Annotated in this window: 21 protein-coding genes; 19 read left to right on the top strand and 2 right to left on the bottom strand. The window is 50.1% G+C overall.

Translation table 11 applies throughout. The features are described from left to right. Positions 1 to 23 precede the first annotated feature (23 nt). Together secD and secF are read left to right on the top strand one after the other, a co-directional pair. On the top strand, positions 24 to 1,871 hold the full coding sequence (gene secD, locus ACVA58_RS15360; protein WP_446511295.1) for a protein translocase subunit SecD: 1,848 nt from the start codon (positions 24 to 26) through the stop codon (positions 1,869 to 1,871). Positions 1,872 to 1,883: 12 nt separating this feature from the next. Then, positions 1,884 to 2,831, top strand: coding sequence for a protein translocase subunit SecF (gene secF / locus ACVA58_RS15365; protein ID WP_446511296.1), 948 nt, complete (start codon positions 1,884 to 1,886; stop codon positions 2,829 to 2,831). Between the two features lie 67 nt (positions 2,832 to 2,898). Here secF and ACVA58_RS15370 read toward each other — a convergent pair whose 3' ends face one another. After that, entirely contained in the window at positions 2,899 to 3,183 is a 285-nt protein-coding gene (locus ACVA58_RS15370; RefSeq protein WP_446511297.1) for a hypothetical protein, read from the bottom strand. Positions 3,184 to 3,287: 104 nt separating this feature from the next. After that, positions 3,288 to 4,088, bottom strand: coding sequence for an inositol-1-monophosphatase (gene suhB / locus ACVA58_RS15375; protein WP_446511298.1), 801 nt, complete (start codon positions 4,086 to 4,088; stop codon positions 3,288 to 3,290). A gap of 235 nt (positions 4,089 to 4,323) precedes the next feature. Here suhB and trmJ point away from each other — a divergent pair, with 235 nt between their 5' ends. From trmJ to hisS, 17 genes are all read left to right on the top strand, one after another. Next, positions 4,324 to 5,055: a tRNA (cytosine(32)/uridine(32)-2'-O)-methyltransferase TrmJ gene (gene trmJ, locus ACVA58_RS15380; RefSeq protein ID WP_446511299.1), complete on the top strand. Its 732-nt coding sequence runs from the start codon at positions 4,324 to 4,326 to the stop codon at positions 5,053 to 5,055. A 113-nt stretch (positions 5,056 to 5,168) separates the two neighbouring features. Next, complete coding sequence (gene iscR / locus ACVA58_RS15385) at positions 5,169 to 5,675, top strand: Fe-S cluster assembly transcriptional regulator IscR (protein WP_446511300.1); 507 nt, start codon at positions 5,169 to 5,171, stop codon at positions 5,673 to 5,675. Between the two features lie 31 nt (positions 5,676 to 5,706). Then, positions 5,707 to 6,921, top strand: a complete 1,215-nt coding sequence (locus ACVA58_RS15390) for an IscS subfamily cysteine desulfurase (RefSeq protein WP_446511301.1) — start codon at positions 5,707 to 5,709, stop codon at positions 6,919 to 6,921. Positions 6,922 to 6,957: 36 nt separating this feature from the next. Continuing rightward, positions 6,958 to 7,344: a Fe-S cluster assembly scaffold IscU gene (iscU, locus tag ACVA58_RS15395; protein WP_107350527.1), complete on the top strand. Its 387-nt coding sequence runs from the start codon at positions 6,958 to 6,960 to the stop codon at positions 7,342 to 7,344. 18 nt (positions 7,345 to 7,362) lie between these two features. After that, the gene (iscA, locus tag ACVA58_RS15400) at positions 7,363 to 7,686 is read left to right on the top strand and encodes an iron-sulfur cluster assembly protein IscA (RefSeq protein ID WP_446511302.1); all 324 of its coding nucleotides are present in this window, start codon (positions 7,363 to 7,365) and stop codon (positions 7,684 to 7,686) included. A gap of 94 nt (positions 7,687 to 7,780) precedes the next feature. Continuing rightward, a complete protein-coding gene (gene hscB, locus ACVA58_RS15405; RefSeq protein ID WP_446511303.1) occupies positions 7,781 to 8,296 on the top strand; it encodes a co-chaperone HscB in 516 nt (171 codons plus the stop codon). A 38-nt stretch (positions 8,297 to 8,334) separates the two neighbouring features. Then, a complete protein-coding gene (gene hscA, locus ACVA58_RS15410) occupies positions 8,335 to 10,185 on the top strand; it encodes a Fe-S protein assembly chaperone HscA (RefSeq protein ID WP_446511304.1) in 1,851 nt (616 codons plus the stop codon). Between the two features lie 2 nt (positions 10,186 to 10,187). Beyond that, positions 10,188 to 10,526, top strand: coding sequence for an ISC system 2Fe-2S type ferredoxin (gene fdx / locus ACVA58_RS15415; protein ID WP_036816639.1), 339 nt, complete (start codon positions 10,188 to 10,190; stop codon positions 10,524 to 10,526). A 140-nt stretch (positions 10,527 to 10,666) separates the two neighbouring features. After that, positions 10,667 to 10,867, top strand: coding sequence for a Fe-S cluster assembly protein IscX (gene iscX / locus ACVA58_RS15420; protein WP_446511305.1), 201 nt, complete (start codon positions 10,667 to 10,669; stop codon positions 10,865 to 10,867). 379 nt (positions 10,868 to 11,246) lie between these two features. After that, complete coding sequence (pepB, locus tag ACVA58_RS15425) at positions 11,247 to 12,542, top strand: aminopeptidase PepB (RefSeq protein WP_446511306.1); 1,296 nt, start codon at positions 11,247 to 11,249, stop codon at positions 12,540 to 12,542. A 47-nt stretch (positions 12,543 to 12,589) separates the two neighbouring features. Then, entirely contained in the window at positions 12,590 to 13,867 is a 1,278-nt protein-coding gene (pepB, locus tag ACVA58_RS15430; RefSeq protein ID WP_446511307.1) for an aminopeptidase PepB, read from the top strand. A gap of 31 nt (positions 13,868 to 13,898) precedes the next feature. Beyond that, positions 13,899 to 14,327, top strand: coding sequence for a nucleoside-diphosphate kinase (ndk, locus tag ACVA58_RS15435; protein WP_446511308.1), 429 nt, complete (start codon positions 13,899 to 13,901; stop codon positions 14,325 to 14,327). A gap of 264 nt (positions 14,328 to 14,591) precedes the next feature. Further along, the gene (locus tag ACVA58_RS15440) at positions 14,592 to 15,713 is read left to right on the top strand and encodes a bifunctional tRNA (adenosine(37)-C2)-methyltransferase TrmG/ribosomal RNA large subunit methyltransferase RlmN (RefSeq protein ID WP_446511309.1); all 1,122 of its coding nucleotides are present in this window, start codon (positions 14,592 to 14,594) and stop codon (positions 15,711 to 15,713) included. A 77-nt stretch (positions 15,714 to 15,790) separates the two neighbouring features. After that, positions 15,791 to 16,549, top strand: coding sequence for a type IV pilus biogenesis/stability protein PilW (pilW, locus tag ACVA58_RS15445; RefSeq protein WP_446511310.1), 759 nt, complete (start codon positions 15,791 to 15,793; stop codon positions 16,547 to 16,549). Continuing rightward, positions 16,539 to 17,516, top strand: coding sequence for a cytoskeleton protein RodZ (rodZ, locus tag ACVA58_RS15450; RefSeq protein ID WP_446511311.1), 978 nt, complete (start codon positions 16,539 to 16,541; stop codon positions 17,514 to 17,516). Before pilW ends, rodZ begins: the two co-directional genes overlap by 11 nt. A gap of 12 nt (positions 17,517 to 17,528) precedes the next feature. Beyond that, positions 17,529 to 18,644, top strand: coding sequence for a flavodoxin-dependent (E)-4-hydroxy-3-methylbut-2-enyl-diphosphate synthase (gene ispG / locus ACVA58_RS15455; protein ID WP_446511312.1), 1,116 nt, complete (start codon positions 17,529 to 17,531; stop codon positions 18,642 to 18,644). A 102-nt stretch (positions 18,645 to 18,746) separates the two neighbouring features. Continuing rightward, complete coding sequence (gene hisS / locus ACVA58_RS15460) at positions 18,747 to 20,015, top strand: histidine--tRNA ligase (protein ID WP_446511313.1); 1,269 nt, start codon at positions 18,747 to 18,749, stop codon at positions 20,013 to 20,015. Positions 20,016 to 20,017: the final 2 nt, after the last annotated feature.

A 20,017-nucleotide genomic window follows, 5' to 3' on the forward strand; every position in this document is an offset into this window, starting at 1 on the left:
ATTTGCTTTGAAGGATCACTGCAGTGCTAAACCGTTATCCCTTGTGGAAGAACCTGATGGTAGTGTTCGCACTACTTATCGGTTTGCTCTACGCACTTCCCAATGTATACGGTGAAGATCCAGCAATTCAAATCTCCGGGGCGCGTGGCGCCTCGGCAGATATGTCCACGCTGGATGCCGTCACCGAAGATTTGGAACAAAATCAAATCTCTTATAAATCAGTCGCTTTCGAAAACGGTACTGTCCTGGTCCGCTTTAACGACACTGATACCCAAATCAGTGCTCGCGATATTCTTAACGAACAGCTTGGTGACGATTTCGTTGTCGCCCTCAACCTTGCCGCTTCGACTCCTGACTGGCTTGAATCCATCGGCGCTAACCCAATGAAACTGGGTCTTGACCTGCGTGGCGGTGTGCATTTCTTGATGGAAGTCGATATGGACGCAGCAATGGAAAAATTGCTGGGCCAGCAAGAAGAAACATTCCGTACTGAATTACGTGAAGCGAAAATTCGTTACCGTGCAATCAGCAAAACTGATGAAGCCGTGGAAGTTCGCCTGCGTAACGCAGAGCAGCTTGACGAAGCCAAGCGTGAGCTACAGCGCCTTCACCCGGATATGTTGTTTATCGACACAACTAGCGGCTTCTTGCTAAGCGCGACATTCACTGATGCTCGCCTGCAGGAAATCCGTAATTACGCTGTCGACCAGAACATCACTATCCTGCGTAACCGTGTTAACGAACTGGGCGTGGCCGAACCCTTGGTTCAACGCCAAGGTGCTAACCGTATCGTGGTGGAGCTACCAGGTGTTCAAGATACTGCCCGTGCCAAGGAAATCCTGGGTGCTACAGCAACGCTTGAGTTCCGCGAAGTGGATAACTCGGCTGACATAGCGGCAGCGGCTTCTGGCCGTGTACCTCCTGGTAGCGAAGTGAAGTTCACCCGTGATAACCGCCCAGTTGTACTGAAAAAGCGAGTGATCCTATCGGGCTCCCACATTACCGATGCCAGCTCAAGTGCTGATGAATACGGCCGTCCTCAGGTAAACATCTCGCTAGACAGCGAAGGTGGTAGCAAGATGACAGCCTTCTCACGTAACAACGTGGGCAAGCTAATGGCAACCATCTTCACTGAGTATAAAGATAGCGGTGAGCGCGAAGAGAGTGGCAAGGTTATCCTGGAAAAACACGAAGAAGTGATTAACCAGGCGACAATCCAAACTGCTCTTGGTCGTAACTTTCGTATAACCGGTATCGACTCGCAGGCTGAAGCCCATAACTTGGCGCTACTGCTACGAGCTGGTGCACTGATTGCTCCTATCTCGATTGTCGAAGAACGTACTATTGGTCCATCAATGGGTCAGCAGAACATCGACATGGGTATTCAGGCGATGATCTGGGGTATGGTCGCAGTTATGCTGTTCACCCTGATTTACTACCGCCGTTTCGGCCTATTTGCCAACATGGCATTGTTGATGAATCTGGTGTTAATTATCGGTGTAATGTCGATGATCCCGGGTGCAACCATGACCTTGCCGGGTATTGCCGGTATCGTTCTGACGGTAGGTATGGCGGTTGATGCTAACGTACTGATCTTCGAACGTATTCGTGAAGAGCTTCGTGAGGGCCGTAGCCCGCAGCATGCGATTCAGCAGGGTTATGCCAATGCATTCAGTACGATTGCCGATGCCAACATTACGACCCTAATCACTGCAATCATTTTGTTTGCTGTGGGTACCGGTGCGATCAAAGGTTTTGCCGTTACGTTATCAATTGGTATTTTGACTTCTATGTTCACGGCCATTGTTGGTACTCGTGCACTGGTTAACTTGGTTTACGGCGGTAAGCGCGTCGATAAACTGTCGATCTAAGGAGACGCTGACATGTTTCAGATAATGAAAGCGGATAAGGCGATCGACTTTATGCGCTGGTCGAAAGGGGCATTTGTCCTTTCGATTCTTATGATTTTAGCGGCCATTGGTACCGTGACCACCCAGAAACTAAACTGGGGCCTAGATTTCACTGGCGGGACCCTGATTGAAGTGGGCTTCGAGCAGCCTGCTGATTTAGGCCTGATCCGTGAATCATTGGAAGAGGCTGGTTTTGGTGATGCCATCGTACAGAACTTCGGTACTGCACGGGATGTCATGGTTCGTCTGCAGCCGCGTGAAGATGCAAAAGGTGAGAAGCTGGGTAACCAGATCATCGATGCTCTGAAAGTGGGTACAGGTCAAGCTGTAGAAATGCGTCGAATCGAGTTTGTTGGCCCGAATGTGGGTGACGAACTGGCTGAGGCTGGTGGTTTAGCGATCTTGGTGTCGCTGATCTGTATCTTGCTATACGTATCTGTTCGTTTTGAATGGCGTTTGGCGGCGGGTGCGGTACTGGCATTGGCGCATGACGTGATTATCACCATTGGTATTTTCTCGTTTACTCAGATTGAGATCGATCTGACTATCGTGGCAGCCTTGCTAACGGTGGTTGGTTACTCGCTCAACGATACCATTGTTGTATTTGACCGGATCCGAGAAAACTTCCGTAAAATGCGTAAGGGCGATGCCATCGAGGTAATGAATAACTCGATTACTCAAACCCTGAGCCGTACCTTAATCACCTCGGCGACTACCTTGTTTGTGGTTATTGCGCTGTTCTTGAAAGGCGGTAGCATGATCCATGGTTTTGCCGCAGCCTTGCTGATCGGTATTACTGTCGGTACTTACTCGTCTATCTACGTTGCTTCGGCTCTGGCGTTGAAACTGGGCATTGCCCGTGAGCACTTGATGCCACCACAGGTGGACAAAGAAGGTGAAGAGTTCGATGCCATGCCTTAATGGCGGAGTATTTACTCTTTGAAAAAAACGGAGCCGTAAGGCTCCGTTTTTTTATGGACGAAACTGGTTATTGGTTATTGGCTTTGGTGCCTTTCTTGTCGGCTGAAGATCCTGGCATGGCAGCGTCGACGGCTTTACCGGCAACCCCCTCATCGGGCAAGGCATTGTTGACTGCACCAGAGGCAGTGTCTTTGGTCGCTTCTTTGGGTGAGCAGCGGCCGCTAACTCCCACAGTCATCTTGGAGGCTGTACTTTTGGCAGCTTTCTCTGCGGTACAGTTGGGATCTTTTATTCCTGCTTGCACTGGTATAGCCCAAATCATACCCATTAAAAGGGGATAAACTAACTTCATTGTCTTCTTCTTGGTACGCAGGAGAAGTGTAGTTGCTGAAATATAAAAAAACGCCCCGGTGATTTTCATCACCGGGGCGTTTGATGTTTTTCAGTTAGCGAGAATTACTTCGCTAGTGCTTCGCTACCGTGTTCACGGATTTTGCTAAGCAGTGGCTTAACTACGCGAGCGTTACCAGCAACGATGTTGCCAGATACAAGGTAGTTAGTGTTGCCAGTGAAGTCAGTACAGATAGCACCAGCTTCGCGTGCGATTAGTTCACCAGCGGCAATTTCCCAAGGCTTAAGACCTAGGCGGAATAGACCGTCAACACGGCCAGCTGCTAGGTAGCATAGGTCTAGGGCAGCACAGCCAGATTGGCGCATATCGTCACATTCAACGAATAGAGCGCTCTGAATCTTGATGTAGCTTTCAGTGTGTTGTTTGGCATCAAACGGTAGGCCAGTTGCCAGAGTTGTGCCGGTAAGGTCACGAGGCTGAGATGCACGTAGACGCTGGCTGTTTAGCTGTGCGCCTGAGCCACGAGTAGCTGTGAAAAGCTCGTTACGCATAGGGTCGTAAACGGCTGCTACTTCAGTGCGGCCGCGCATGCGTAGTGCAACAGAGATTGCATAGTGAGGGTAACCACGAACGAAGTTCTTGGTGCCATCCACTGGGTCAATGATCCATTGACATTCTTTGTCCTTGCCTTCAATCGTACCGCTTTCCGCCGCAATGATGCAGTGGTCAGGGTAAGACTTACGGATAGTGTCGATAATGATAGCTTCTGCTTCGTTATCGATGTTGGTAACAACATCATTGCCTTTATTGGCAACTTCAATAGCTTGTGATTTTTCTAGAGATTTAATGACATGGTCACCTGCCTTTCGTGCAGCACGAATGGCAATGTTCAGCATAGGATGCATAGGATCTTCCCAACGGATGTTAAAGAACTAAAAAGCGGCGGCGAGTATATCAGAGCTAGGGCAAAAGGGAAGTGGTTATTTTTTATTCGCGCAGTCGCTGTAAAGCCAACGGGCAGGATCCTCACCACTTATTGAGTCCGTTTAGGTATAAAGTTTTTACATGTTTTCACCATTTTTAAAATCACTGTGTTAAAATCTTTCGGTTCGATTGATAGAGTTGAAAGTTGCACCTCCTATGTTAGATAAAGTCAGTGTAGTTCTTGTGGGAACATCGCATCCCGGAAATATTGGTTCTGCGGCCAGAGCGATGAAAGTAATGGGTTTAACCAACCTGATTTTGGTTGATCCAGCTTGTGAGGTTGATGAGAAAACCTACGCGTTGGCGGCGGGTGCAGCCGATATTGTTGAGCAAGCACGAATTGTCTCTACCCTTGATGAGGCTGTTGCCGATTGCGGTTTGGTCATCGGCTCCAGTGCGCGATCACGTACACTTGAGTGGCCACAGCTAGATCCTCGCGAATGCGGTATCAAAACCATTGCTGAGGCGCCGTCTCACAATGTGGCAATTTTATTTGGCCGTGAGCGAACAGGGTTGACCAATGAAGAGCTGCAGCGCTGTCATTGCCACGTCTATATCCCTGCTAACCCTGAATACAGCTCGCTAAACCTAGCGATGGCGGTCCAAACTGTTAGCTATGAAGTGCGTATGGCGTTTCTCGAGCAACAAAAACATGTCAACGACGGGCTGGTCGAAGAATACCCGCGTGCCGCAGAGCTAGAAATGTTCTACGAGCACCTTGAAAAAGTGGCCAAGCAAACCCAGTTTATCAACAAGAAGCATCCAGGCATGGTAATGGCGAAACTTCGTCGTTTATTTACACGTGCTCGTCCTGAGTCCCAGGAGTTGAATATTCTGCGCGGTATCTTATCCTCGGTTGAAAAGTCACTCGAATATAAAGACAAATAGACGTATAAACCTTATGGTTAAAAGCCTGACTAAAACAGTCAGGTAAATACTTGACCGTTTTAGTCAGGTATGCGACACTCCCTCTCATAGACAAACGTGGGTAGCGGTGTGTTATGAGATTGACATCAAAAGGAAGATACGCAGTCACGGCCATGTTAGACGTGGCCTTGCACTCTCAGGATGGTCCGGTTCCTCTCGCTGATATTTCAGAGCGACAGGGGATTTCGTTGTCCTACCTGGAACAGTTATTCTCTCGTTTGCGCAAGGCTGGCCTTGTTGCCAGTGTCCGTGGACCGGGTGGAGGATATCGCCTCGGCGAAGATGCCAACGATATCGCTGTAGGTATGGTTATTGCTGCCGTCGATGAATCGGTAGATGCGACAAAGTGTCACGGTAAGGCTGATTGCCAAGGTGGTGTTCGCTGCCTGACACACACGCTATGGCGTGATTTAAGCTCCCGTATCAGCGGCTTTTTGAACAACATCACTCTTGGTGAGTTGATGCAAGACAATGACGTACAAGAAATATCTGATCGTCAAGATCAGGTTCTAACTAAGTCGTCATTTGGACATAAAAATACACACGACAGCACCACAATCGGTGTCGATGTTCGCTCCTAGAGACCAGACGTCCGTGTTTTCGGAGATGAAGATGAAACTGCCAATATATTTTGATTATTCCGCTACTTGCCCTGTAGATCCTCGCGTTGCAGAAAAAATGATGCAATGTATGACCATGGATGGAAACTTCGGTAACCCGGCTTCTCGTTCTCACCGCTTCGGTTGGCAGGCTGAAGAGGCGGTTGATACCGCCCGTGAGCAAATTGCTGAACTGCTGAACGCCGATCCACGCGAAATCATATTTACTTCAGGTGCTACCGAGTCAGATAACCTGGCTATTAAAGGTGCAGCCCACTTCTACGGCAAGAAGGGCAAGCACGTGATCACCTGTAAGACTGAACACAAAGCAGTACTTGACCCATGTCGCCAGCTAGAGCGTGAAGGTTATGAGGTGACTTACCTTGAGCCGGAAGAAAATGGTCTGATTGACATGGCTAAGCTGCGTGACGCGATGCGTGAAGACACTGTGTTGGTTTCAATCATGCACGTGAACAACGAGATCGGTGTTATTCAAGATATCGCCGCAATCGGTGAGCTATGCCGTGAGAAGAAAGTTATTTTCCACGTTGATGCTGCTCAGTCAGCAGGTAAGTTACCAATCGATGTTCAGGAAATGAAAATTGACCTGATCTCTTTGTCTGCGCACAAAATTTACGGTCCTAAAGGTATTGGTGCTCTTTACGTTCGTCGTAAGCCACGTATCCGTTTGGAAGCACAAATGCACGGTGGCGGCCATGAGCGTGGATTCCGTTCTGGTACGCTAGCGACTCACCAAATTGTGGGTATGGGTGAAGCTTGCCACATTGCTAAAGTAGAGATGGACAAAGATTACCAGCACGCACTTGCTTTGCGTGAACGTATGTTGAAAGGCCTTGAAGGTCTTGAAGCGATGACTATCAATGGTGATCTTGATCAGCGCGTACCGAATAATCTAAACATCAGTTTTGCTTTCGTTGAAGGTGAATCACTACTGATGGCACTGAAGGATCTTGCTGTATCGTCAGGCTCGGCATGTACATCAGCCAGCTTGGAGCCATCTTATGTTCTTCGTGCCCTTGGTTTGAACGATGAACTGGCACACAGCTCAATTCGCTTCTCTTTCGGTCGCTTCACGACGGAAGAAGAAGTAGACTACGCAGTTTCACAGATCCGCGGTGCGGTAGAGAAACTACGTGACATGTCTCCGCTATGGGATATGTATAAAGAAGGTATTGACCTGAACACGGTCGAGTGGGCACACCACTAATCTTGCGGTCATCGCCACGTATTCGAGGAAACTGTCATGGCATATAGTGAAAAAGTTATCGATCATTATGAGAACCCACGTAATGTAGGCTCATTTGATAAAGGCGACAAAAACGTAGGTAGCGGCATGGTAGGTGCACCTGCCTGTGGCGACGTTATGAAACTTCAGATCAAAGTGACTGAAGAAGGTATCATCGAAGATGCCAAGTTCAAAACGTACGGCTGTGGTTCTGCGATTGCTTCAAGCTCACTTATTACTGAGTGGGTTAAGGGCAAGACACTGGACGAAGCTGCTAGTATCAAGAACTCTGCGATTGCCGAGGAACTTGAGCTTCCACCTGTAAAAGTTCACTGCTCAATTCTTGCGGAAGACGCAATCAAGGCGGCAGTTAGCGATTACAAAAAGAAACACGAAGAACATTAATTTTCTAAGGGTTGTTGTATGGCCATAACGATTACTGAAGCGGCAGCGAGTCGCGTAGCTAGTTTCCTAGAAAGCCGAGGAAAAGGCATCGGCCTACGGTTGGGTGTCCGGACCTCAGGTTGTTCGGGAATGGCCTATGTACTGGAATTTGTCGACCAGCTGGATGAAGGTGATCAGATCTTTGAAGAAAAAGGGGTGAAGATCATCATCGATGCTAAGAGCATGGTGTATCTGGACGGTACTGAGTTGGACTTTGCCAAAGAAGGTCTTAACGAAGGCTTCCAATTCAACAACCCTAATGTATCCAGCGAATGCGGCTGTGGTGAAAGCTTCAACGTATAATCGCTGAGCCCAATTGGACCTGATTGCTGCCTTTATTCAAGGGAGGATCAGGTTCAGTTATTTTAGACTCAGTCTTTACAGAAACTCACGCGATATGAATCATTTCGAACTCTTTGGGCTACCTTTTCAGTTCCAGCTGGACGGTAGCCTTCTTGCAACTCAGTTCCGCGAATTGCAACGTCATTTCCATCCTGACAAATTTGCTACGGCTTCCGAGCGTGACCGCTTGTTGTCAGTGCAGAAAGCCGCGCAGATCAACGATGCCTTCCAGATATTGAAAAATCCTGTCTCCCGTGCCGAGTATATGTTGTCGGTCAACGGTGTTGATATCCGCGGTGAGAACAAAACGCTGCAGGACCCGGCTTTCTTGATGCAACAAATGGAACTGCGTGAAGAGTTGGAGGAGATCTCTGAGTCGAGTGATCCAGAAAGCGCGTTGTTTGATTTTGAGCAGCATGCCTCAACGCTCTACAAAGCACAGTTGGCTGAGCTTGAACAATTACTTCTTGATGAAAGCTGGGAAGTGGCGGCTGATGCCGTGCGCAAGCTAAAATTTATTGTTAAGCTGCGTGAAGAAGTCGAGCGCTTGGAAGATCGCTTGCTTGATTGATTTTTTCTGAGCCCGGTATAAACACCACAGGAACGAAAATGGCACTGTTACAGATTGCTGAACCCGGTCAAAGCGCTGCGCCGCACCAACATAAATTGGCGGTGGGTATTGATCTGGGGACTACTAACTCTCTCGTGGCTGCAGTACGCAGCGGCGTTCCGGAAACCCTAAAAGACGAACAAGGTCGGGCTATTTTGCCATCGGCAGTTCACTACAGCGAAAGCGGTATTGTTGTCGGCCACGAAGCCCGTAACATTGCCCAGCAGGATCCGGTCAATAGCATCATTTCTGTTAAGCGTATGATGGGGCGCTCGCTGACTGATATCCAAACGCGTTATCCGCAAATGCCATACCAGTTCAATGCAACTGATAACGGGTTGCCTCAGCTGATCACCCGTGGCGGTGATGTCAATCCTGTGCAGGTATCGGCAGAAATTCTAAAGACCCTGAACCAGCGTGCGCAGGACACCCTAGGTGGGGATCTTGAAGGCGTAGTGATCACCGTTCCGGCTTATTTTGATGACGCCCAGCGTGCCGGTACCAAAGATGCGGCTAAGCTGGCTAATCTTAATGTACTTCGCCTGCTTAACGAGCCTACCGCAGCTGCCATTGCCTATGGTTTGGACTCAGGCCAGGAAGGGGTGATTGCGGTCTACGACTTGGGCGGAGGTACCTTTGATATCTCTATTCTCCGTTTGTCTAAAGGCGTATTTGAAGTATTGGCGACCGGTGGTGATTCAGCATTGGGCGGCGATGACTTTGACAATCTGCTAGCAGATTGGCTCGCTGAGCAAGCTGGTATTACTGAACGTGATGCGATAGCACAGCGTAAACTGCAAGATGCGGCACAGGCAGCCAAAGAAGCGTTGTCTGATGCTGACGAGGTTGCGGTTGATGTGTTGGGTTGGCAGGGGAATGTGACCCGTTCGCAGTTCGACGTCATGATCCAACCGCTGATTAAGAAGACCTTGATGTCATGCCGCCGCGCGTTAAAGGACGCCGATGTGGCAGCCGATGAGGTTAATGAAACCGTTATGGTCGGTGGTTCGACCCGCGTGCCTTTGGTTCGTGAAATGGTGGGCGGCTACTTCGGTAAAGATCCGTTGACATCGATTGACCCCGACCAAGTCGTGGCAATCGGCGCCGCGATTCAGGCTGATATCCTTGCGGGTAATAAACCGGATGCTGATATGTTGCTACTGGATGTGATCCCGCTGTCTTTGGGTATCGAAACCATGGGTGGCATGATTGAAAAGATCATCCCGCGCAACACCACTATTCCTGTTGCCCGTGCCCAAGAGTTCACGACCTTCAAAGACGGTCAAACCGCGATGTCAGTCCATGTGGTACAGGGCGAGCGTGAAATGGTCAGTGATTGCCGTTCACTGGCACGATTTACCTTGCGTGGTATCCCGGCGATGGCGGCAGGTGCTGCACACATTCGTGTGACCTATCAAGTCGATGCCGACGGTTTGTTGTCGGTGACCGCGATGGAGAAGAGCAGTGGCGTACAATCTTCTATTCAGGTTAAGCCGTCTTACGGCCTGACTGATGATGAAATCGCGACAATGATCCGCGATTCAATGACCTTTGCCCAGGACGATAAAGACGCCCGCGCACTTGCCGAGCAACAAGTGGAAGCGGACCGTGTTCTGGAAGGATTGATTGCAGCGCTGGCTCAGGATGGTGAAACCCTACTGAGTAAAGAAGAGCGCGACGAGCTGGAAGCCGTCATGATGGAACTGGTTCAGCTGCGTCAGGGTACTGACTCTTACGCGATTGAAGCCGGAATTAAGAAAACAGATAAGGCGAGCCAGGAATTTGCATCACGCCGGATGGATCAGTCTATCCGTCGTGCACTGGCTGGCCAGTCGATAGATGAGGTTTAGGCATGCCTAAAATTGTTGTATTACCCCATGATGAGCTTTGCCCGGAAGGGGCAGTGCTAGAAGCGCAAGAAGGCGAAACCATTCTTGACGTGGCACTGCGCAACGGTATTGGCATTGAACATGCGTGCGAAAAATCCTGTGCGTGCACCACATGCCACTGTATTGTGCGAGAAGGTTTTGATTCACTGGAAGAAAGTGATGAGCTGGAAGATGACATGCTGGACAAGGCATGGGGACTTGAGCCTGAATCACGCTTGGGCTGCCAAGCCAAAGTAGCCGATGAGGATTTAGTGGTGGAAATTCCGAAATACACGCTGAACCTAGCGTCGGAAAATCACTAATATCCGCGGATATGTATTGAAAGCCCTGATGGTGAATCCATCAGGGCTTTTTTTATGCCAGTGCTTTGCGGTTAGCTACACTAATACCAAACTAAAATTATTCTAGCTAATGGCTATGGACTGAAGAATAGGAGGCAGTTATGGGCTTGAAATGGATTGACTCGCGGGAGTTAGCTATTGAGCTGTCCGAGCAGTTCCCGGACGTTGATCCGGTGACGCTGCGTTTTACCGATTTAAGGGAATGGATCCTGGCGCTGGAGGATTTTGATGATGATCCCGAGCATTGCAGCGAGCGGGTGCTCGAAGCCGTGCAGATGTGCTGGATTGAAGAGGCGGATTAACCCGCTTTCTTCCAAACTCCCACTCCCACGTTTTTCCCCGCTATGATCTTGCTCCTACTCTCGTTGTAAACAGCTTGTTTCTTGTCTGCATCCAAGGCAGAGTAGGATAAATCCTGAAAATTGGCCAAATAGCCTTATTTTCAACTACCACGTTCTCCCTCATTGGGGAGCGTTGTCCGGAACGTGCTGAAATCGCTCTGAAACCCCTTGTAATGCTAAAATGCGCCCCAATAACATCTGTTATAACGGGTAACGCCATTGTCATCTATTTGTTATCTAAATGCATGCAAGATAATGTATTCAGGCGTTAGGTTCGGTCCTATCATATCTCGTTACTGCGCTGGGTATAGCGGAGTAACAATAATCCAAGGAGTCTTTCATGTCTGCCAAAATGAGTGTACTACTGTCTGCGGAAGCAGCTGACGAAAAATGGGGCAAAAGTGCCCTGGTAACCTTCGAAGCTGATGGTGCAGTAGTTCACCTGACAGAAGAAAATGCGTTGCCTGCCATTCAACGTGCCGGCCGCAAACTGGATGCGCAAGGTATCAAGAACGTCGAACTGGCTGGTGACGGTTGGGACCTAGAGGGTATCTGGGCCTTTGTTCAGGGTCACCGTAATGCCAAGCCGGGTAATGAGGTAAGCTGGAGCGGGCTGTCAGATGCTGATGAAGCTGAGCTGCAGGCGCGTCTAATGGCAACCAACTGGGTTCGCGATATTATCAACCAGTCTGCAGAAGTGGTTCGTCCTTCGCAGTTGGCGTCCCGTGCTGGTGAAATGATCAAGTCATTGGCGCCTGAACATGTTACTTACAAGATTATCAAAGGTAATGATCTACTGGATGAAGGTTGGAATGGTATCCATACCGTAGGTCGTGGTTCAGAGCGCTCACCAGCGATGCTGCGCCTTGACTATAACCCAACCGGTAATGCCGATGCGCCTGTTCACACGTGTTTGGTAGGTAAGGGTATTACGTTCGATTCTGGTGGCTACAGCATGAAGGGTTCTGCGGGTATGACCGCGATGAAGGCTGATATGGGTGGCTCAGCGATGGCGACCGGTGCGTTGGCTCTGGCTATTGCCCGCGGCACTAACAAGCGTATCAAGCTGATCCTGTGTTGCGCGGAAAACATGGTTTCAGGACGCGCGTTCAAACTGGGCGATATCATTACCTACAAGAATGGTAAAACCGTTGAAGTGCTCAATACCGATGCCGAAGGTCGTTTGGTTCTGGCCGACGGCCTGATCTATGCGAGCAGCCAGAACCCAGAGCTAATCATTGACTGTGCCACTCTGACTGGTTCGGCGAAGAATGCACTGGGCAATGACTACCATGCATTGTTCAGCTTTGACCACGGCTTGGCTCAGAAAGCCTTGATGGCTGCAAGTGATGAAAACGAGGGCTTGTGGCCGCTACCGTTGGCTGAGCAACACCGTGCCATGATGCCATCAAACTTTGCTGATCTGAGTAATATCTCACAAGGCGACTTTATGCCAGGTGCTAGCACCGCTGCGGCTTTCCTGTCTTACTTTGTCGAAGATTACCAGAATGGCTGGATGCACATTGATGCCAGTGGTACCTATCGTAAGTCAGCCAACGACAAATGGGCGGCAGGGGCAACAGGCATGGGGGTTCGCACATTGGCAAATATCCTGTGCGACCACGAACAAGACTAAAACTATAATGTTGCCGCCTATGAGCGGCAGCTTTTCAGGAAGAAAGTATGTTAAAGATTTCATTATCGTCAGCCCCACACTCGGGAGTCTGGGGAGACAAGGCGCTGGTGGCGTATGAAGCCGACGGGGCCGTAGTCCATTTTGCCGGTGATTACCCGCTGCGTCGTATTCAGCAGGCTGCACGTCAGCTACAGTCGCAAGGGATCACGCAAGCTAGCCTTGAGGGTGAAGGCTGGAGTTATGAGCGCCAATGGGCGTTCTACTGTGGCTTCGCAACACCGAAGGTAGAAGTCGAGCTGCGCTGGGCCTCTATCGACGAGGACGAGCTGGAGCTGCTCAACGCCCGTCGCCGCAGTGCTGACTGGGTACGCAAGGTCGTGAATGCGACGCCGGAAGACATGTATCCGCAGAAGCTGGCGGATGAAGCGATTTCCTTTTTGTCGTCGATTGCCGGTGAAGCACTTTCCCACGAGGTTGTAGTGGGTGATGCGCTTGCCGAGCAAGGCTGGATTGGTACTCACAGCGTTGGTCGTGCCAGCAGTCGTCCCCCAGTAATGCTGACCGTGGACTTTAATCCAACAGGGGATACCGATGCGCCGGTATCGGCTTGCTTGGTGGGTAAGGGGATCACCTTTGATTCGGGCGGCTATAGCATTAAATCGAGCGCTGGCATGGTGACCATGAAGTGCGACATGGGTGGAGCGGCCACAGTAACGGCTGCGCTGGGTTATGCTATCGAGCAAGGTTTGCGTCAGCGTGTGAAGTTGATCCTGTGTTGTGCCGAAAACATGATTGCCGGAAACGCCTATAAGCTGGGTGATGTGTTAACGTACAAAAATGGCCAGACCGTAGAAATTGTTAATACCGACGCTGAGGGACGCTTGGTACTGGCTGATGGCTTGATTGCCGCTAGCGAAACCAAAGCGCCATTGATTATTGATGCGGCGACTCTGACCGGTGCCGCCATGATGGCGGTCGGTACGGATTTTAATGCTCTGTTTGGCTTGAACAAGGAGCTGGTGTTCAAAGCACAGCAGCTGTCTGACTTGGTTAATGAGCCAGCGTGGCCGTTGCCGCTGGAAACCTGGCATCAGGCCAACTGTCCGTCATACTATGCGGATACGGCTAACAGCCGCTCGCAGAAAGGTGGCGGAATGGGGGGCGCATCGAATGCCGCTGCTTTCCTATCGCGTTTTGTTGATACTGACAATTGCGGTTGGGTTCATTTTGACTTGGCGGCTTGCTTCCGAGATAGCGCGGACGCCCGCTGGGCGGCTGGTGCGACAGGAGTTGGGGTTGCCAACATTGCAGCTATGCTGCTTTAGCCGTAGATTTTAGCCTGAGGGAACTATAATAATGACAATTGAAAGAACATTCTCAATCGTAAAGCCAGATGCCGTTAAGCGTAATCTGATTGGTGCTATTTATAACCGAATCGAGAAGGCGGGGCTACGTGTGGTAGCCGCGAAAATGATCCGCATGGATGCCGACAAGGCCAAAGGCTTTTATGCCGAGCATGAAGGTAAGCCGTTTTTTGACGATTTGGTAGCCTTTATGACGTCGGGACCTGTGATGGTTCAGGTGCTGGAGGGCGACAATGCCGTTGTGCGTTACCGTGAGTTGATGGGCAAGACCAACCCGGAAGATGCGGCATGCGGTACCCTGCGTGCCGATTATGCGCTCAGCCTGCGTCATAACTCAGTACACGGTGCAGACAGCCCAGAGTCTGCTGCACGTGAGATTGCCTACTTCTTTGCTGATGACGAGATTTGTGCTCGCGATTAAGCGATGAGGTTAAGCCTTAAGTAAAGAAACGGGAGGCCTTGGCTTCCCGTTTTTATTTCTCCGCGATACCCCCCTGCCGAGTGAACAAGTGGCATCTCACTGCCAAAGCCTGTACAATTTCGCGCCTTAAAACCAAACTGACAAATAGAGAGTCTATTTCATAGCACTGCCTTGCAGTTTGGTACTCAAAGGTCCTGTCGTATACCGCTAATAGGTATACCCAAGGCACAGATAACGTCACGTAATTTAAAGAGGCAACAACCGATGACAACTGTTAAAACAAATCTGCTGGATTTTGATCGCAAGGGGCTGCGTAAGTATTTTGCCGATGAACTGGGTGAAAAAGCCTTCCGCGCCGATCAGATAATGAAGTGGATTTATCATTTCGGTTGTGATGATTTCGATCAGATGACGAACATCAACAAGAAATTGCGTGAAAAACTTAAGCGAGTGGCAGAAATTCGTGCACCGTTTGTAGCGGAAGCTCAGCACTCGAGCGACGGCACTATCAAGTGGGCGATGAAAGTCGGTGATCAGGATGTAGAAACGGTCTACATTCCTGATGAAGACCGTGCGACATTGTGTGTGTCCTCTCAGGTAGGTTGTGCGCTGGAGTGTAAGTTCTGCTCAACGGCCCAGCAGGGTTTCAACCGTAACCTACGTGTGTCGGAAATCATTGGTCAGGTTTGGCGTGCTGCCAAAGAGATCGGTATCGAAAAAGAAACCGGTCGTCGCCCTATTACCAACATTGTCATGATGGGTATGGGTGAGCCGCTGCTTAACATGAAGAACCTGATCCCAGCGCTTGAAATCATGCTTGATGATCTCGGCTTTGGTCTTTCTAAGCGTCGCGTCACGGTATCGACATCAGGCGTTGTATCCGGCCTTGATCAGATGACGGGCACCATCGATGTGGCACTGGCTATTTCTCTGCACGCACCGACCGATGAACTGCGTTCGCAAATCATGCCAATCAATGATCGCTGGAATATTGAAGACTTCCTAGCGTCGGTACGTCGTTACATTGAGTCATCGAATGCAAACCGTGGTCGTGTGACCGTTGAATATGTTCTGCTTGATCATGTCAATGATGATATGGAACATGCGCGTCAGTTGGGTGTGCTCCTGAAAGATACGCCGGCCAAGGTGAACTTGATCCCATTTAATCCATACCCGGGTTCTCCATACAAGAAACCGAGCAACTCTCGTATTGACCGCTTCATGAAAACCCTCATGGAATACGACTTTACGGTAACCGTTCGTAAGACCCGCGGCGATGATATCGATGCGGCATGCGGACAATTAGTAGGTGATGTGATTGACCGCACGAAACGCACACAAGCTAAGGCTCAAAATGCTGAACAAATCCCGGTAAAATCAGTCTAATAGACAATTACCTAGTCAAAGCGAAGAAGGAATTCGCTTTGGCTGCACATTAATATGGACATTAAGGTGGGAATGGGATGGTGCGATGGACGATGTGCCTATTATTGTGTAGTTTTATGACCGGTTGTGTTACCGTCGATGAGACTGGCAATACCCCCCAGAACATGAACAAGATTGAGGCTTCTGAAGCCAGAGTCACTCTTGGACTGGGGTATTTAGAGAAAGGACAATGGCAGAGGGCGCGTGATAATTTTGAGCTCGCCCTACGCTATGCGCCGAGTTATTACCGGGCGCAAAATGCGATGGCTTATTACTACCAGCGGGTGGACGAACCGGAATCTGCTGAAGCCATCTATCGCCAGGCGCTGAAAGATTCGCCAAAAAATGGCGATGTGAGAAACAACTATGGTGTATTCTTGTGTAGTCAGGGGCGCTATGATGATGCCATCGATGAATTTGAGCGTGCCATCAAGCAACCATATTATTACCTGACTTCGGCAAGTTATGAAAATGCAGCATTGTGTCGTCTGGAGCAAGGAAAACAATCACAAGCTCGGGGCTACTTTGAAAAAGCCCTGTCTTACGATCCTTACCGGGCAAGGTCGATGCTGAATCTGTCGAAGTTGGATATTGAGACGCAGAACTTCAAGGAAGCTCGCGTCAGGCTGTTTAAATTTAACAAAAGATACGGGTATAAAGCCGACAGCCTTTGGCTGTTGATCCAGCTAGAGCTGCTGGCTGGCTCTGATAGCCAAGCGGATAAATACGCTGGTATTCTCAAAGCCCAATACCCAAACTCTCAGCAATATCAAAAATATCTAGCCAATGAATACTGAACAGAACGAAGAACGATCAACAGAAGATGTCATTCTTCCAGGGGATATGCTGCGTCAGGCTCGAGAGAAGCTAGGCTATTCACAGAAGGATGTTGCAAGCCGATTGAGGCTTCGCCTCTCGGTTGTCAGCGATATCGAAGATAACCATTTCGAAGAAGCGCAATTGGCCACGTTTACCCGTGGCTATGTGCGTTCCTACGCCAAATTTGTCGGCCTTGACGAGGCTGAGATACTGGCCAAACTTGACCAGCAAGGTCATGCCCAACCCCAAGAGCAGGAAATGCAAAGCTTTTCACGCCGTACCAAGCGTGAAGCGCACGATAGCCGCATCATGCGATTGACTTGGGCTTTAGGTGCCCTGTTTGTCGGCTTGACCGGGATCTGGTGGTGGCAGAGCTTGCAGATGACACCAGAGGCTGAACTTACTGCCGCTCCTGCAGAGGTGCAGGCGCTGGATGAGGCGATTGCCAACGCCGGCAACGGCAGTAGCACTGCGGTGCTGACGGCCGTCACCGAACCGGGTTCGGATGATAACGCGAGTGTCGTGAGCACGGTCGATGCTGAACAACCGGTACAGCTACCAACGATCGATCCAGAGCCTCAGGCCAGTTTCGAAGATAGCTTTACCGAGCCACAAGAGCTTGCAGACGCCGATGTAGACAGCGCTGACAGTTTGGCTGCCGAACAGTTGAACGATGTGGTATCCGAAGAGGAAACGGTCGTCGCTAGCACTGATCTTGAGCTGAGCTTTACCGGCGATTGCTGGATTGACATCCGCGATGCCAACGGCCGACGCTTGGATACAGGTATCAAGAAAGCCGGTGATGTCCTGAAGCTAGACGGCAATGAGCCTTTTCGCGTGGTGCTTGGTGCACCGAGCGTAGTCACCATTAACTATAAAGGTAAACCTGTTGATCTTAGCAGGTACCCTGCAGGTAAAGTGGCGCGATTGAAACTGCCGCAGTAAAGAGTAGATGTAATGCATAACGAGTCTCCAATTAAACGCCGTCAGTCCACCCGTATCTATGTCGGTGATGTGCCAATCGGTGATGGCGCACCGATTGCGGTGCAGTCTATGACCAATACCCGCACCACTGATGTGGCCGCTACCGTCGCGCAGATCCAAGCATTGGAAAAAGTCGGTGCGGATATCGTCCGTGTTTCGGTGCCAACCATGGACGCGGCCGAGGCGTTTAAGCTTATCAAGCAGCAGGTGAATATCCCGTTGGTGGCTGATATTCATTTTGACTACCGTATCGCACTGAAAGTGGCCGAGTACGGTGTTGACTGTCTGCGTATCAACCCTGGCAATATCGGCCGTGAAGATCGTATTCGTGCGGTAGTAGACTGCGCCCGTGACAACAACATCCCAATTCGCATCGGGGTGAACGGTGGATCACTGGAAAAAGATATTCAGCAGAAATACGGTGAGCCGACGCCAGACGCTTTGGTGGAATCGGCGATGCGCCATGTCGATATTCTGGATCGTCTTAACTTCGACCAATTCAAGGTCAGTGTGAAGGCGTCAGATGTCTTTCTGGCGGTAGACTCTTATCGCAAACTGGCTCAGCAGATCCGGCAGCCGCTCCATTTGGGTATTACCGAAGCCGGTGGTGCGCGTGCTGGTTCGGTGAAATCCGCTGTTGGTTTAGGTATGCTGCTGGCTGAAGGGATCGGTGATACCCTGCGTGTTTCGTTGGCGGCCGATCCAATTGAAGAAATCAAAGTCGGTTTTGATATCCTCAAATCCCTGCGAATCCGCTCTCGCGGTATTAATTTTATTGCCTGCCCAACGTGTTCACGCCAAGAGTTTGATGTAATTGGCACTGTGAACGAGCTTGAGCAGCGATTGGAAGACATCACCATACCAATGGATGTCTCCGTCATCGGTTGTGTGGTCAATGGCCCAGGTGAAGCCGAAGTGTCACACCTTGGTATTGCCGGCGGCAACCGTAAAAGTGCGTTTTATGAAGATGGCCTGCGCCAGAAAGAGCGTTTCGATAACGACAACGTGATTGAGCAGCTAGAGGCTAAAATCCGCGCTAAAGCATCGATGCTGGATACAGCAAACCGCATTGATGTGACAGAAAAATAACGAAATTGGCAAGAATCGCCCCTCCTTGTGTTGGGGCGGTTCACTATTTGCGTTATAACCTATATATTCAACTCCATTCCCCATCGGTTAACGAGAATAAACGTGGCGAAACAAATTCAAGCAATTCGAGGCATGAACGACTGCCTTCCAACTCAGTCTCCACTTTGGCAGAAAGTGGAATCGACCATTAAACAAGTTGTAAGCGCTTACGGTTACAGTGAAGTCCGTATGCCTATCGTCGAGTCGACGCATTTGTTTAGTCGGGCAATCGGTGAAGTAACGGATGTTGTTGAAAAGGAAATGTATACGTTTGAGGACCGCAATGGCGATAGCCTAACTTTGCGTCCGGAAGGAACGGCTGGCTGTGTACGTGCAGGGATCCAGAATGGCCTGTTATACAACCAGGAACAGCGTCTGTGGTACACCGGTCCTATGTTCCGTCACGAACGTCCTCAAAAAGGTCGCTACCGCCAGTTCCACCAGTGCGGTGTGGAAGTCTTCGGTCTAAACGGCCCGGATGTCGATGCCGAGCTTATTATGATGACAGCCCGTATGTGGCGTGAGCTGGGTATCGATAAGCACGTGCGCCTTGAGCTGAACTCTATTGGTTCGCTTGAAGCCCGAGCAGACTATCGTCAGGCTTTGATTGCTTTCCTTGAGCAGCACATCGAGATTTTGGATGAAGACTGCAAGCGACGCATGCATACTAACCCATTGCGTGTACTTGATACTAAAAACGCGGCCATCCAGGAAGTGTTGGTAAATGCACCTAAGTTGTCCGACTACCTTGATGACGAGTCAAAACAACATTTTGCCGGTTTGTGTGAACTATTAGACGCTGCTGGTATCGAATACCAAGTAAATGAACGTCTTGTACGTGGTTTGGACTACTACAACCGTACTGTATTTGAGTGGATCACCGAAAGCCTTGGTGCTCAGGGTACAGTATGTGGTGGTGGCCGCTACGATGGCCTGGTTGAGCAACTAGGTGGCAAAGCGACCCCGGCTGTTGGTTTTGCAATGGGTCTTGAGCGTCTGGTACTGATGATGGAAACCCTGGAGCTGACTGAAGTTCGTCGCCCGGTTGACGTGTACATGGTAACGGCGGGCGAAGGCACCATGATGGCGGGCATGAAGCTGGCTGAGAAGCTGCGCGGAGAAGTTGCTGGCCTGCGAGTGATGACCCACTTCGGTGGTGGTAACTTCAAGAAGCAATTCAAGCGTGCTGACAATGTCGGCGCGGCAATCGCATTGGTACTGGGCGAAAATGAAATCGCCGAAAATACCGTGGTAGTTAAAGATCTTCGCGGCGGTGAGCAAACCACGATGGCGCAAGACGAAGTGGCAGCGAAGCTGGCCGAATTGATTTAAGA

Source organism: Photobacterium sp. DNB22_13_2 (assembly GCF_052873915.1).